Source organism: Paenibacillus sp. 1A_MP2 (assembly GCF_052244825.1).
Classification (GTDB): Bacteria; Bacillota; Bacilli; order Paenibacillales; family Paenibacillaceae; genus Paenibacillus; species Paenibacillus vandeheii.
In genome coordinates this window covers 729,141-743,263 of the sequence record NZ_JBQQCS010000001.1, presented here as the reverse complement: position 1 = coordinate 743,263, position 14,123 = coordinate 729,141, and the positions used below count along the sequence as shown (strand labels likewise).

Here is a 14,123-nt window from a genome sequence, read left to right as displayed (position 1 = left end):
ATCTTTCATTTATATGAATTGAACTAAAGATTATTTACACTTGCTACTCCGATGCCAGAACAACCTTCCGATCGCTGTTACCCCCAGATTTTTTTGATTTCCTTTTTCAAAGGAGAAAATCTGGGGATAAAGGCGAACGCTCCGCTTCTTCTGGTTATTTCTGTCCTCTCCGTTATCGTGTAAAAGTTTGGTTCAATTTATCTAGCCCCAGGGTGATGAGCAAAAACCCTTACACCTCCCTCTTTGATTGGGAAATATAAGGGTTCACGGGTTAAGGTAGCCATTGACTCATATCACATACATAGGTTCAACCTTTTACCGATCCGGCAGCGATGCCTTCCACGATTCGATTGCTCAGGACGAGGAAAGCGATCAGGATAGGCAGAATGCTGATCATCAGCGTTGCACCAATCGCGCCCCAATCCGTGGTGTACTGCCCAATAAAGTTCTGTACCCCAACGGTCAGAGTCTTATACGAGTCTGTGCTGATGAACGTATTCACGAAAATAAACTCGTTCCAGTCATAAATCATGTTGATAATCGCCGTCGTAGCGATCACCGAAGCGGTCATCGGCAAGACGATACGGAAGAAAATCCGATGGACCGAGCATCCGTCCATCACGGCGGCTTCCTCGACTTCCCGTGGAAGGGCGTAATAGAAGCCGAGCAAAATCATGATGGTGATCGGCATGTTAAACGCGATGTAGGACAGAATGACTGACAATGGATGATCCGTAAGATGAAGCTTCAGGAACAGACTAAACAGCGGGATCAGCGTTGAATGCACAGGGATCATCAGACCTACCATGAACAACCCCAACACCAGTGAACGTCCTTTCCAGCGCATACGAGTGATAGCAAAGGTAACCAGACTCGCGAACAACACGGTAAACACGACAGACACAACCGTAATCCAGACGCTATTGAAGAAATATAAACTGATGTTGCCTTCCGTCCACACTTTCAAATAATTCTCCCATCGCGGCGTTGCGGGGAGGGCGAACGGAGCCATATCAAATACTTCCTGATTATTTTTCAGCGAGAACAGCATCAGCCAAATCAAGGGCAGAATCTGCAGCAATGCGACCAGAATCAACAGGCTGTAGAGCAGAAAATATCCGATCCTTCTCAGCAATGTCGAGCCCGGGCCTGTTCCCGGATAGGCTGGCAACCGAACCACGGTTTCCGTCTTCACAGGGATGGACCTCCTTTCATTTCACTTGTATCAAGAGTACTGAATGGTGTCCTTGGATGCCGTAGCTTTCCGTAACAGCCAGGTGACGACCAGACAGATGACCAACAGGAAGAAACCGACAGCACTTCCATAACCAAAGTCGAATCCCCGGAAAGCCTGATGATACATGTAAGAGGCCATTACTTCACTGGAGCCATTCGGCCCACCATCCGTCATCACATAGATCAGATCAAAGTATTTCAGCGAGCCGACAACTGCCAGCACAATCGTCACTTTGATCACTTCCGTGATCAGGGGCAGCTTGATGCGAAAAGCAATTTGCCAAGGGTTCGCTCCATCAATCCGGGCGGCTTCCACCAGCGATTCCGGGATATTTTTAAGCGCAGCATAATAAATCAAAATATAAAATCCGGCATACTGCCACAAGATCGGCACGAACAGCGCATACAACACCAGCGATGGCTCCGCCAGCCAGGCTGGCGGATTGGCAATCCCGATTCCTTCCAGAAAGGAGTTAAGCACGCCATTGCTTGGATGATAAATCTTCAGCCATAGCTGGGCTATAGCCACCGATGACAGCAGCATCGGAATAAGATATATTTTGCGAAACAGGTTGGCTCCCTTGATTTTGCCTGACAGCACAAGTGCAATCGCAAGATAGCCGATTAGACTCAGTGCGGAGAACAGCGCCAGCAAAAAAGTATGATAGGCACTCTGCCAGAACGTTGCGTCGTGAAGCAATCGTGTGTAATTTTCTAAACCGATAAAGGTCATTGCGCCAATCCCGTCCCACTGCATCAATCCGTAATATCCGGTCAGAACGATCGGTACATAGATCAGGACCAATAACAGCAGCAGCGCGGGAAGCACGTACAACGCAGCGACTAAACGGTTGGACATGACTTTGTCCATCAGAATATCCTCCCTTTGTGCGTTGTACCGTTAATTGCCTTTATCAATGGCTGCCTGATGATTCTTCACAAACTCCTCTGGAGTCACTGCTTTTCCAAACAGGGCCTGAATCATGTCCAGATGGACCTGAGCTGCCGCTGGTTTCATCTGTACATCCGCGAACAGTGTCAGGCTGCTGGCCTGATTCAATTCGTTCAGCAGGTCAGTATAGAGCTGCGGCAGTTGGACTTCCGCAGTATCCACTTTTGTTGCCGGAATAACGCCCGCCTCAGTTACGGAGCTCTCACCCCATTTTTCCACGAAATATTGCACGAATTTCTGCGCTTCATCCTTCACCTTGGAGTTCTGTGCAACGAACAGACCTACACCTGGACCGCCGACCCAGCTGTTAATATCGCTTTTGCCGTCCTCCATCGTCGGGAATTTAAAGAATCCAATCTTATCCTTGAACTCCTGTGGTACATCCGGGTTGGTTGTATAGTTCGGCAGTTCCCAGGTGCCCATCAGATACATGGCTGCCTTCTCATTCATGAATTCCGATTTGCCTTCATCGTTGGACAAACCGTTGAAGCCCTTGTTGAACGCGTTCATGTCCACCAGCTTCTGTACTTCAGTAGCGGCATTGATCAGTGCGGGATCATCAAACTTGCCCGTGCCCTGGATAGCCTTTTCCAGTGCATCCCCGCCCAGACGATTCGCCAGATACATATACCAGAGCGAGCCGGTCCAGCGGTCCTTGTTGCCAAGAGCAATGGGGACCTCCCCATTATCTGTCAGCGTTTTCACCACATTCAGGAACTCATCATATGTTGTTGGCGGTTGCAAATTATACTTGGCGAAGATGGCCTTATTATAGTAGATCGGAGATATATTCAACTCAATGGGGAGCGCGTAGGTTTTGCCCTCTACGGCATACGCTTCGGTCGTTCCGGCAATGAACTTGCCTTCAAGTGGACCACTCAGAAGGTCATCCACCGGCGCGAACAGGTTCCCCTTTACGTAAGGCTCGAGAAATCCCGCGGCCCAGGTTACCCCTACATCGGGAAGTTCATTGGAAGCGGATAAAATTTTAAGCTTGTTTTTATATTGCTCATTCTCCAGTACTTCCTGCTTGATCGTTACGTTCGGGTTATCAGTCTGATACTGCTTGATGATGTCGTTAACCAGCTTGTTCTGCTGTGCTGAACTGCCCGCTGGCCAGAGGTGCATAAACTTGAGGGTCACCTTTCCATCGGACCCGCTACCGCTTGCTTCACCCTTTTCATCGGAATCCGAACTGCTGCATCCGGTTAAAAATATGGTGAGGATAAGCGTCAATGTCAGAAGCATTGCTATGGGCTTTTTATTCATTTTCCCAACCCCCTGTATTCGTTTTTCGGTTGATGTAACCGCTTTAATTAAATTCTAACATGGGTACACCGACCCCATAAGACCAGGATGATTTGGAAAAACTCCACTATTTTATGGTTATTTATTCTCTTGATTGGTAATGGAATGACGATATTTACTTGGGCTGATCGCTTCGAGGCTCTTAAACACTTTAATAAAATATTTATCCGTCTGATACCCAACCTGCTCGGCGATCTCCGAGATGGGCAAGGCGGTCTGAACGAGCAATTCCTTGGCTCGCTGAACACGTTTCCGGGTCAGATATTCACTGAAATTAATTCCCATCTGCTCCTTGAACAGCACGCTGAAATAACTTGAGTTCAAATGCAAAAGCTCAGCGATTTCCCGCATGGTGACAGGCTCGCCCAGATGGGCCTCCACATAAGCAATAGCTTCGCTGATCTGGGGATTAAGTCGCTGATCTCCTCGCTCCCTGGCATCCAGCAGCTTCGGATCAACGAGCTTCTGCATCGTTTGAATGCGCCGCTGCTGTTCACCAAGTTCCAGGGCTTTCTCAACCGTCTGGATCAGCTGCTCCTTCTCAATCGGTTTGAGCAGATAATCCACCACACCGAGCTTGATGGCCTGCTGGGCATATTGAAAATCGGCATGTCCCGACATGATCAGTACGACAGGTTTACTCGGATAATCCTGCACCGCTTCAACCAGAGACAGGCCGGAGAACTCCGGCATTCGTACGTCTGTGATCAGCAGGTCCGCTGACTGTTCCTTGAGCCATTCGGCTGCCTCGACTCCACTAGCTGCCGTTCTGATCTCATTGCGGCCAGCCGACCAGCCTTCCAGCGTCTTGCGGATGCCCTCTCGTGTGCGCGGCTCATCATCGACGATTAGAATCGTTTTGCCATGAATCATATGCACCCTCCGTATCCTTCGGAATATCAAAGCCAATGATGGTTCCTTCACCCATTTCACTTTTCACAGACAACCCGCAAGCTTTACCGAGCTGATTGCCAAAATAGAGCTTCAGCCGACGATCGACGTTAATCAGACCCACGCCTGTCCCTTTGTCGGAAACTGCAGGTCCCCCATTCAATGCGTGGTCGACAGATTGAAGCCTTTGATCATCCATACCAGGTCCGTCATCCCGAACTTCAATGTGAACAAGCCCCTCCTTTGTCGATGCATCGACACGAACACTTACCTTTCCAGGTCCGATTCTGCTCTCCACTCCGTGAAGAATGGCGTTTTCCACCAACGGTTGGATGAGCAGTTTGGGGATTTTCACCATTCGCATGCTATCACTTAATTGAATCTCCCATGTCAATCTGTCGCCAAGTCTCATCTCCATGATCCGAAGATAACGTTCGGCGTGCTCCAATTCATCGGCAAGCGTAACCCATTCATTCTGATTCGGACTGGAGATAATATAGCGAAATAAACGGGACATCGCTACAACCATACGTGCCATTTCCTCATCTCCTTTGTCCTCAAGTGACCAATAGAACGCCTCCAGCGTGTTGAACAAAAAATGAGGATTAATCTGCGACTGAAGTGCCTTTAGTTCCGTTCGAGACTGCATAATTTCCTTCTCATACACTTCCTGGGTCAACTCGTTCAGCCTGTATACCATCTGATTGTATACTTCATTGAGCTTATGTATCTCCATTGTTGAACTCACCATAATATTGGGCTCCATTGCTCCCGGACGCGCACTGCGCATGGCCCTCATTAGTCGCCTGATCGGACGTGTAATCATGGTAGACAAGAGGAAGGACATGATTAGAAACAAAACGACGCCAAATAATCCGGATATGAGCAGCGCCGTACGAAGGATGGATACTCCTTCGGTTGTTTCACTCACAGGAGTAAGGACAGCCAGGGTCCACCCCGTAATTTCGGAATGCTGTCTGACCACGATATAGGGCTCATCCCGGGTCTGAACAATGGAGCGATCACTGCTCAGCAATGCCTCCACATTCAGGTCTGCTTCCAGATTGGAAGTCACAACGCTCCCATTGGCATCCGCCAACAGAATCGAGTCCAGCGTATCGTCCGCATCATCCAGATCATTCAACTGAAAGAAACTGCGCTGCATCCGCACTACAACGTAGCCTCCATGTTCAAAGGCCCGGTCCATCAAGCTGACACGCCGAATAGCCATAATCACGCCGGGATCTTCCGGATCGGGGCCAGTCCAGATCAGCCTTCCTTTTTCCTTGTCCGCTTCCGTAATCCAGTTCCGGTCCAGCCTCACATCCAGGGAGCGGTCATCCATGGGGAAAATCCGGCTGTGATTGGTGGTGTAGATTTCCATGCTCTGTACGCCATTCATAAAGGATTGATAGCTGCCCACAATCTGCAGGAGGGCCTGACGCTGATTGAATGTTGCCGATTCTCCGCTTTTTTCATTGCTCAGCAAACGCTGAACGTAAGGATCATCCGCCACTTGGGCTGTCAGGGAGTTCACCTGTGAAATAAGGGCATCCAATCTGCCGTTGGCCTGAACAGCCGTCTGATAAATATGCTTCTCCGCATTGGTCTTCAGCAGACCGGATACCCGATCATAGGCAACAATGCCTGCAATGAACAAGACCATCAGCATCACCAGTACAAAACCAACAAAGATCTGATTGCGTAATGAATTCCATCTGCCCATTTTCCCTCGCAAGACCCATCCTCCTCGCTGCATGTAAAGAAATCGCCACCCGAATCTCATGCTGGGTGACGATGGAGTACAAGCTATGCCGAATCCAGCATCAGCAATATTTAAAGCGTTTACATAACGGCTGATTACTCCCTTTCTCTGCGCTTTGTTTATCGATTAAACTAACGACTAAAAAATAGCACAGTTCCCTTTGTTAATCAATCACTTATATCTATCATCCTGTCCAAGCAAGCAAAAGAGCCATAAAAACAAAAAAAGGCGGGCTCCATGATGAGCCCAACCTCTCATTTATTATTTTACCGAGCCTTGTGTCACCCCGTTGATAATCCACTTCTGCGCGAACAGATAGATGATGATCATCGGCAGCAATGCCAGCAAGTATGAAGCAAACGCCAGGTTAAAGTCGGTATTGAATTGACCCTGGAATACATACTGCACAAGCGGCAGCGTGTATTGTGCCGGATCACTAATGATAATGAGTGGCAGCAGGAAGTCATTGTAAGTGGACAGACAGGTCAGGATACCCACTGTGGCACTGATCGGCGCCATCAATGGGAAAATGATTTTCCAGAACGTGCCCCAGGTTGTCGCTCCATCTACAAAGGCCGCTTCCTCCAGTGCTACCGGAATGGACCGAATGTATCCGACGTATACAAATACGTTAAAGGCAAGTCCATATACCGTGTGCAACAGGATTAGACCCAACAGATTCGTCATGTCCAATGATGCAGTCAGCTTAACAATCGGCAGCATGATGATTGGAAACGGAATGAACATCGCGCTGACGAAGTAGTAGTACAGCCCTTTGAAAAACTTCCGTTTCTCCATATTTCGCGCAATCGCGTAAGCCACCATGGAGTTACTGAGCAAGGTCAGGATAACTGTTGATGCAGTAACAATCGCACTGTTACGGAACGATTGAAAGAAGTTAGTCATGTCTATTGCGCTTGCAAAGTTCTCCCAGTGAAGCGTTGTCGGAATGGCAAATACCGATTGGGCCATTTGCTCCGGATTTTTCAATGCGATGGTAACCGTCATATATAACGGGAACAGAATGAACAAGGTACCCAGAACAATCAACAACATAACAGGCCAGTTGGTACGTAAACGGCTTCTCATTACAGATCCGTCTCCCTTCTTTGCAGGAACCGGATTTGCAGAATCGAAATCACCGCAATAACGATGAAATAGATAACCGAGTTCGCAGATTGATATGCATATTCGCCGCCTTCAAATCCACCCGTGTAGATCAGATGGGAGATGGACTGTGTTGCCCGTCCCGGTCCACCATTGGTCAAGGCCACAATTTGGTCAAAGACCATCAATGAGTTTTTCATCGCCAGCACCATGTTAATCGTGAAGAATGGAGCAATGAGCGGGAATGTAATGCTCCAGAATTCACGCCATTTGCCGGCGCCGTCCAGATTTGATGCTTCATACAATGTTGTAGGGATCGTTTGCAATCCCGCCAGATATAGAATCGTATTCAATGCAACGGATTGCCATACGGCCACAATCACGATCCCGATCCATGCCAGGCTTTCGCTGCCCAGAATGTTGGTGGATAGGGCGTTGATGCCCAGGTTTTGTCCCCAGATCGGAAATACGTTGGAGAACAGGTAGTTAAATATGTAACCTACAATCAATACACTCAGGATATTCGGCAAGAAGTAGATGCCCCGGAAAAAGTTACGGAACTTGATCTTGGCATTCAGCCCGAGTGCAATGAGTAGGCTTAGAATATTCGTCAGGATCGTTACAACGATCGCAAACTTGAAGGTAAACCAGTAGGCATTGCCTACATTGTCATCCTGAAACAGATTGAAATAGTTTTTGAATCCAACAAAATCATAACCATTACCAAATCCGTTGTAGTTCGTAAAAGAATAATAGATCCCCTGGAGGGCCGGCAGCGTCATAAATACGAAGAACAATACTACCGCCGGAACCGTCATCCAGTAATAGGGCGCAATGCGCTTGTTCATACTCCATCCTCCTTCGGACAAGGCGTTATCGCCGATTCGCTACCTTGTCCCATTCTTTGTCGAGTGTATCCAGATAGTTGTCGATGTTTTTGTTCTGCAAAAAGGACTGTACGATGGAATTCAGCTGCACCGCAGCCGGAATATAGTGATCGGCAAAGTCGATAACCTTGCCCTGCTCAATGTAAGGTGTCAGTTCCTGTACAGCAGGATCATCTTGTTTTACACCTTCCACCGCAGAGAACAGCGTTTGTTCCTTAATGTACTTGCCTATATTTTCAGGCTCCAGCAGAAATGCGATGAACTGCTCAGCCTGTTCCTTGTTTGGTGTATCCGCTGCAATGGTAAACAGGGAGTCGATTCCGTTCACCAGCTTAATCTGGCTTGGGTCATTGCCTGTCGGGAATGGGAAGAAACCAATGTCCACATTCGGGTTCGCTTTGCGAATCTCGGAGATCGCCCAGGTACCCTGGATGTACATATAAGCTTCGCCATTGGCAAAGGCACGGTTACCATCCGAATACGCTTTACCGAAGTTGTCGCCGTGACCATAATTCATCAGTTCCAACTGCTTCTCCGCGACCTCACGGTATTTCTCCTTGAAGGTCACCTTGTTCTCGCGACGCTCCAGATAGAAATCAATACCAACCAAGTTAGGTCCGAGTGCATTGAACGGCAGATTCGTCTGCCAGTCATCCTTGTATGTGAAGTAAAACGGAATTTTACCTGCATCCTTAATTTTTTGGGCTGTAGCAATCAGCTCGTCCCAGGTTTCGGGAACATCCAAACCCATTTCCTTAAACAACGTTTTGTTATACATGATTCCGTTTGCATTTGTTGCGTAAGGAACGCCCGTCACTTCATCCATTCCCGTGACATCCTTCAGCATCTGTATGTAGTTGGGATCGATTGTTTTTAACAGTGGACTATCGGTCAGATCGGCGAAAATATCACTCTGTGCAAGAATGGAATAGGTATCCGTCGCCCCCATCGCCATAATATCTGGCACATCGTTCTTCACCACACGTGTCTTCAGCACCGTCTCCGCATCTGGTGGATTCACCTGAGTGACCTGAATATCGGAGTGTTCGGCGTTAAATGTTTTGATTAACTCATCAAATGTTCCTTTGGCTTCGGGTTTGTTCTGAAAAAATTCAACCTGCACTTTGCCGTTGGCATGATTCCCGCTGGTGCAGGAAGACAGCAATACAGCCGTTATTCCACAAAGCAGCATTATCCCGAGTGCCTTGGTAAACGATGTTCTCATGTTGTACCTCCCTCAGCTTATATACGTTAAGATTTACCCATTAAATTAGTGAAGTAACCATGTGGTTAATCCTTCCACCGATTCCTACTATGAGCGTTGACTATAATGTGTCCTATTATTCCTAAAACGGTTTCGATAAAATTGAATCAGCCCCACTGAGCGTGAGTCCGGTCATCGACATAACAAAAAAAGACATCGGATGATATCCAATGCCTCTTAATTATTCACTTATAATGGCCTACAGCAAAGCCGTTGCTGTCTCATTATGAACGTTCAATTTTCGGCAATGCATTTCGCAATCGCTTCGCCCGATAGCTCTGAAATGCACGAATTAACATACCGATGACCAGCAGCATCACGCCTATGTTTATTGCAACATCCGCCAGATTGAGTATTCCGCGTCCCGACGGAAACACGAGAAAATCCGTTACGCGTGCGTAAATAAAGCGATCGATTGCATTCCCCAAAGCACCACCGACCATGAAGCCAGCACCTGCCTGCATCCAGAAACCGCGAATTTCACCTTTTCTCCGATAATACATCATACCTGCGATAAATAGAATGGCGACCACGCCAAACAGACGCGCGTTCCCCTGAAACAGGCTGCCGGCCATTCCACTGTTCTCATAATGCTGCAGCTGCATACCCGAATCGCCAAGTCTCATCGTGTCGCCAACTTCCATATACATCCTCACCGCCATTTTGGTGCCCTGATCCACCAAGGTAACCAGCAGTGCTATAAAATAAAACAACATGTTGCCTCTCCTCCTGCCAGACTGTACAGCCTAGCCTATGTTAACCCCTCAGTCTTCTACCGTACCATTGGGTTTAACGTAATGTTTCCTCCACTTTAACACAGCCGCTGTATTGAATCCATATGAGCTGTCGTACCTGTGCTCACACGTTCTCTCGTTTCCGTTTCAAATGAAAAAAAGCCCCCAGCCGTCTTATACGGAATGAGGGACAATTAACGAAATTATCGAATAGCGGAGAGCACATCCAGCAGCATCGATTTGAATTTCGGACGGTCAATGGCCTCGCAGACGCGTACGTTCGGTTCTTTGCCGAAACGTCCGTTGATATCCACCACGCTATATCCGCGCGTTAATTCTCCTGCTGCTTCCACATCCACGTAATACTGACCGGATTTGGTCATGAGCGACTCATCTGCAGCAACAGCCATTAGCAACGTATCCGGATGAGTGGTGCCGTTCAGTTTATGTACCGATTTGTTGAACTGCATAACCACTTTGTTGATGGCCGTGAAGAAATCCGCACCAGATGTACCTAGCGCTGCAATCTCCGCATGATCGTCATCATCCATAACGGAATACTGAGTACACATCTCCCAGCCAACCATGGTAATCGGAATGCCCGCGTGTAATACAATTTTGGCTGCTTCCGGATCAACATAGAAGTTATACTCCGCGGCTGGCGTAATATTGCCCAGTGCATTATTCGTTCCACCCATGATGTAGAGATGTGCAATCTCTGGAATAATGGTCGGGTCCTTCTGAATGGCCATCGCAATGTTGGTCAGCGGTGCAATCGCCAGAAGTGAGATCTCGCCCGGCTGTGCGTGTACCTTTTCAATGATAAAATCAACTGCATGCCCTGCCTCGGGACGCTGGTCCGCCTTCGGGAAATGGGCTCCGCCCATGCCGTCATCACCATGTACGTCTTCCACCGTGCGGTGTTGGGCCTTGCCATAGGCCATTAACGGGCGTTCGCATCCTTTGTACACAGGCACCTTGCCGCCATGACCCGCAACCTGCACGGTGTACAGTGCATTTTCCACCTCTTGGTCAAACTGCACGTTCCCACCTGTAATCGTGATGCCCTCCACCTGGAAATGGTGCAGTGCCGTCAGGATCGCAATCGTATCGTCTCCTGCTGTATCTGTATCAATGATGACTTTTCTCATGATGCTGCGCTCCTTCTTGGTTAAATATTTATTCTGAATTATCGTTTATCGCTAGCATTTATTTTACATCAAAAATGTACCGATGACGATGGAAACGCCGATGATAATGGAACGCAGCAGCTGTGCCACGGCCATATTCCCTCGTGCAATTTCATCACATACCCGCATCTTGGGGGTCAGGAAGTCAAATATAATATAGACCAGACACAAAATAATGATTCCCAGCGCCGACCAAAGCAGCATATCCAGCCACGAGTGCGTGGAGAAGGACACCATGCCCACAATAATACACAGGCCCAGCAATTTGCTCCCCATGTATATGCCTGCCGCCTCGTTGCCTTTCGCAATTTCCTCACTATCGTTATACCGGGTCAGTTGGCTAAAAGCGAAATACCCGCATACCAATACAACCAGTAAAATGCCCACACCTACCGCTACATTCAGCAGGTTCAATCCCAAATTGTCCATTCCTTCTCCTCCTCATCATCCATCCGTTCATTGACCGTGGCCGCACAATAATAGGCCATATCCCCTGTCACTTTCTCCCCGATTCGCGGCAGTACACCCGCAAAACGTCCATTAATGACAAATACTCCGGTAAGCAAATAACCTCTGTATTCGCCATCCTCTGTCTGAATCACGGCCTGTTCCATTGGAACGAGCTGCTGATAAATCTTGGGCTGATTGTTATAATAGGCGGCAAGCTCCTCTTCTTCATCCACTGTGCCTGTTTCGTTCGAGTTTGATGGCGTCTGAACGCTCACAGGTGAATACGTATTCGGCTTGCCCGTAGTCTGCTCCGTTTCGTCACCCAGCAGTGAGGTCCCTCGGCCTTCACGTCCCCAATAGCTTTTGGCTACATATGGAATGGAATCCAGCTCAAAGGGTCCTGCTTCGAAATAAGTTGGCAGCAAATACCGCGAAATGGTTTCCAGATCCGCATCGTTAAACAGCCGAAATCCGCAATATTCCGGGGTCTGTTCATTGCGTTCATAGAGCGACCAGATGGCGGCCATGAAGCCTTTGCTCTGCATCAGCACATGTTGTACGGGATTCATCAGACCGAGTCGTCCTTCCTGTACCAGCTCAAGCAGCGCAGCGCCGATATCCACCCCCGTCGTCTCGTCTCGATCATCGATCAGATACTCCAGGGGATATAGACGGTACAGCAGGTTGATCTCGCGCCCTTGATGGTAGAGTGAATCCCGGGGATAATCTCCAATTCCTCCAGTGGAGCGTAAAACGTTTCATATCCCGCTTCCTGACACAGCTTCATCAGATACTCCGTATTGGTCCGATCCTCCACATGATCTCCGAACGAAGTAAAGGTCACCACGCCTTGCAAGCCCTGCTTTGCATAAGCACCCAACCAGCTGCGAAAGCATTCTCGGATACACTCATCCATGCCTTTGGACGGAGGATAGAGCGATGTTTTTTCAGCCATCCCAACCAAAATACCTTCCAATGCAGCTGCTTCTGGTATGCCTGTTGGGGTATCGGTGTTATTTTCAATGCATTTGGGACCCGTTTCCCCAATAATCCAGTCCTGCCGAGTGATCCCGCCTGTCACCATCTCCATACGAGCCGCTGGAATAAGGCCAGGGTGAATACCCAATTGATGCTCCAGAAAAGAGTCGGGCATGTATTGCTGGATAAAACGCATCACCTTGCAATAAATCCCGTCTACAGCCTCAACTGCTGCACGTAATTCCTGCATCTCCGCAGGGGTATAGACCGTTAATGCAGGTACACAATATTGCTTGCCATACATTCGGTGATAGGGAACTTGTTGCCCTGCTTCGTCCCTGAATACTTCTTCATGGCTGAACGGCATCTCGTATATATGCCTCATCAGGTTCTAACCTCCCGAACTGCGGAAGAAGCTGCCAAAGCCGCTCGATTTGGAACTGGATTTGCTGTAGGAACTGCTGTCCTTGTTGCTCCGATAGGACGATCCGCCACCATAGTAATAGTGCCCGCTGCTGGAGTCATACTCACATCCGGTATCGTATTCCGGGTCGCAATCATCGCTATTGCTGCCACAACCGGATAATACGGCAGGCACTGCAAGCATGAGCGAGAAGGCAACCAGCTTGGCACGTGAGCCGGGTGTGGGTGTGAGATTTTCGGCCATTACAGATCCACCTCCTTCATAAAAAACAACACTTTCTTGCGATCCGCATCCAGCACGGAATACACAAATTCATAGGTTATACCGCCTCGGACCATGTAATGGTCCAGTAGTTGCTCGCCAAGCTCCATCGTGTACGAGGAGGATTCTGCCAAGTCCAATTCCTGAAATGCACTCCCATTCCACAGCATGTATTCCGCGCTGTACATGGAGGACATTTTGCACATCGACAGTGCAGCGTCCGCAATCGCTGTACCGTGTTCCGCAGGCTTTTGATTGTTGTACTCGGTCAAGTAGACTGCATGCTCCCGACGATCCTCGCATTCATTGGACAGATGTGCCCAAAGCTTATTTTTCATCAGGGTGGCATCAACCAACTTGCGCATGAACAGTTCATCGCGAGTGACCGAAACCTGCTCCAATACCCCCGTCTCCACCTGCCGATCATCCGACCAGTTCCGATAAGTCAATGAATAATAAATAACGATAACCTGCCTTTCTGTAAGCTCTAAGAGGAGCCGTTTCAATACACACAAACGTATTAAACGCACGAGAAGGAAAAAAGTTACACTATTCCCGCTGACATGTAAAAAAGCATTTTATATAAATCCCAAGAGCGCTTTTCAAAGTAAAGAATATGTACACTTGCCACTCCGATGACAGAACAACCTTCCGATCGCTGTTATCGTGTAAATGA

At 48.4% G+C, this 14,123-nt stretch carries 13 protein-coding genes and 1 pseudogene; all 14 read right to left on the bottom strand.

What is annotated here, in order from left to right; all coding sequences use genetic code 11:
- Positions 1–307: 307 nt before the first annotated feature.
- The 14 genes and pseudogenes from ACTWJ7_RS03840 to ACTWJ7_RS03775 all read right to left on the bottom strand — a co-directional run bounded on the left by ACTWJ7_RS03840 (position 308) and on the right by ACTWJ7_RS03775 (position 13,848).
- Positions 308–1,180 (bottom strand): carbohydrate ABC transporter permease, encoded by an 873-nt coding sequence (locus ACTWJ7_RS03840; protein WP_443146337.1) that lies wholly within the window; start codon positions 1,178–1,180, stop codon positions 308–310.
- Between the two features lie 45 nt (positions 1,181–1,225).
- Positions 1,226–2,107 carry a carbohydrate ABC transporter permease gene (locus ACTWJ7_RS03835; protein WP_024629821.1) on the bottom strand — a complete coding sequence of 294 codons (882 nt, stop codon included), beginning with the start codon at positions 2,105–2,107 and terminating at the stop codon, positions 1,226–1,228.
- A 30-nt stretch (positions 2,108–2,137) separates the two neighbouring features.
- Positions 2,138–3,457 (bottom strand): extracellular solute-binding protein, encoded by a 1,320-nt coding sequence (locus ACTWJ7_RS03830; protein WP_301880389.1) that lies wholly within the window; start codon positions 3,455–3,457, stop codon positions 2,138–2,140.
- Between the two features lie 117 nt (positions 3,458–3,574).
- Complete coding sequence (locus ACTWJ7_RS03825; protein WP_301880391.1) at positions 3,575–4,369, bottom strand: response regulator transcription factor; 795 nt, start codon at positions 4,367–4,369, stop codon at positions 3,575–3,577.
- Positions 4,335–6,125, bottom strand: a complete 1,791-nt coding sequence (locus ACTWJ7_RS03820) for a cache domain-containing sensor histidine kinase (protein ID WP_367620537.1) — start codon at positions 6,123–6,125, stop codon at positions 4,335–4,337. Before ACTWJ7_RS03820 ends, ACTWJ7_RS03825 begins: the two co-directional genes overlap by 35 nt.
- A 288-nt stretch (positions 6,126–6,413) precedes the next feature.
- Positions 6,414–7,241: a carbohydrate ABC transporter permease gene (locus ACTWJ7_RS03815; protein WP_024629817.1), complete on the bottom strand. Its 828-nt coding sequence runs from the start codon at positions 7,239–7,241 to the stop codon at positions 6,414–6,416.
- Complete coding sequence (locus ACTWJ7_RS03810; RefSeq protein ID WP_024629816.1) at positions 7,241–8,107, bottom strand: carbohydrate ABC transporter permease; 867 nt, start codon at positions 8,105–8,107, stop codon at positions 7,241–7,243. The genes ACTWJ7_RS03815 and ACTWJ7_RS03810 overlap by 1 nt, the downstream gene beginning before the upstream one ends.
- A gap of 25 nt (positions 8,108–8,132) precedes the next feature.
- A complete protein-coding gene (locus ACTWJ7_RS03805) occupies positions 8,133–9,371 on the bottom strand; it encodes an ABC transporter substrate-binding protein (protein ID WP_443145137.1) in 1,239 nt (412 codons plus the stop codon).
- Between the two features lie 263 nt (positions 9,372–9,634).
- Positions 9,635–10,126: a signal peptidase II gene (gene lspA / locus ACTWJ7_RS03800; protein ID WP_301880395.1), complete on the bottom strand. Its 492-nt coding sequence runs from the start codon at positions 10,124–10,126 to the stop codon at positions 9,635–9,637.
- 221 nt (positions 10,127–10,347) lie between these two features.
- Positions 10,348–11,295: a nucleoside hydrolase gene (locus ACTWJ7_RS03795; protein WP_301880397.1), complete on the bottom strand. Its 948-nt coding sequence runs from the start codon at positions 11,293–11,295 to the stop codon at positions 10,348–10,350.
- A gap of 63 nt (positions 11,296–11,358) precedes the next feature.
- Positions 11,359–11,763, bottom strand: a complete 405-nt coding sequence (locus ACTWJ7_RS03790; protein ID WP_285075977.1) for a DUF350 domain-containing protein — start codon at positions 11,761–11,763, stop codon at positions 11,359–11,361.
- Positions 11,745–13,147, bottom strand: a pseudogene (locus tag ACTWJ7_RS03785) (glutathionylspermidine synthase family protein). Before ACTWJ7_RS03785 ends, ACTWJ7_RS03790 begins: the two are co-directional and overlap by 19 nt.
- A 6-nt stretch (positions 13,148–13,153) precedes the next feature.
- Positions 13,154–13,429: a hypothetical protein gene (locus ACTWJ7_RS03780; protein ID WP_079347982.1), complete on the bottom strand. Its 276-nt coding sequence runs from the start codon at positions 13,427–13,429 to the stop codon at positions 13,154–13,156.
- On the bottom strand, positions 13,429–13,848 hold the full coding sequence (locus ACTWJ7_RS03775; protein WP_301880401.1) for a hypothetical protein: 420 nt from the start codon (positions 13,846–13,848) through the stop codon (positions 13,429–13,431). The genes ACTWJ7_RS03780 and ACTWJ7_RS03775 overlap by 1 nt, the downstream gene beginning before the upstream one ends.
- Positions 13,849–14,123 lie beyond the last annotated feature (275 nt).

What these genes read in the sequence shown, in the direction of transcription:
- ACTWJ7_RS03835 (WP_024629821.1), bottom strand. Translation starts at nt 2,107, where the DNA reads ATGGACAAAGTCATGTCCAACCGTTTAGTCGCTGCGTTGTACGTGCTT.
- ACTWJ7_RS03830 (WP_301880389.1), bottom strand. Translation starts at nt 3,457, where the DNA reads ATGAATAAAAAGCCCATAGCAATGCTTCTGACATTGACGCTTATCCTC.
- ACTWJ7_RS03825 (WP_301880391.1), bottom strand. Translation starts at nt 4,369, where the DNA reads ATGATTCATGGCAAAACGATTCTAATCGTCGATGATGAGCCGCGCACA.
- ACTWJ7_RS03815 (WP_024629817.1), bottom strand. Translation starts at nt 7,241, where the DNA reads ATGAGAAGCCGTTTACGTACCAACTGGCCTGTTATGTTGTTGATTGTT.
- ACTWJ7_RS03810 (WP_024629816.1), bottom strand. Translation starts at nt 8,107, where the DNA reads ATGAACAAGCGCATTGCGCCCTATTACTGGATGACGGTTCCGGCGGTA.
- ACTWJ7_RS03805 (WP_443145137.1), bottom strand. Translation starts at nt 9,371, where the DNA reads ATGAGAACATCGTTTACCAAGGCACTCGGGATAATGCTGCTTTGTGGA.
- lspA (WP_301880395.1), bottom strand. Translation starts at nt 10,126, where the DNA reads ATGTTGTTTTATTTTATAGCACTGCTGGTTACCTTGGTGGATCAGGGC.
- ACTWJ7_RS03795 (WP_301880397.1), bottom strand. Translation starts at nt 11,295, where the DNA reads ATGAGAAAAGTCATCATTGATACAGATACAGCAGGAGACGATACGATT.
- ACTWJ7_RS03790 (WP_285075977.1), bottom strand. Translation starts at nt 11,763, where the DNA reads ATGGACAATTTGGGATTGAACCTGCTGAATGTAGCGGTAGGTGTGGGC.
- ACTWJ7_RS03780 (WP_079347982.1), bottom strand. Translation starts at nt 13,429, where the DNA reads ATGGCCGAAAATCTCACACCCACACCCGGCTCACGTGCCAAGCTGGTT.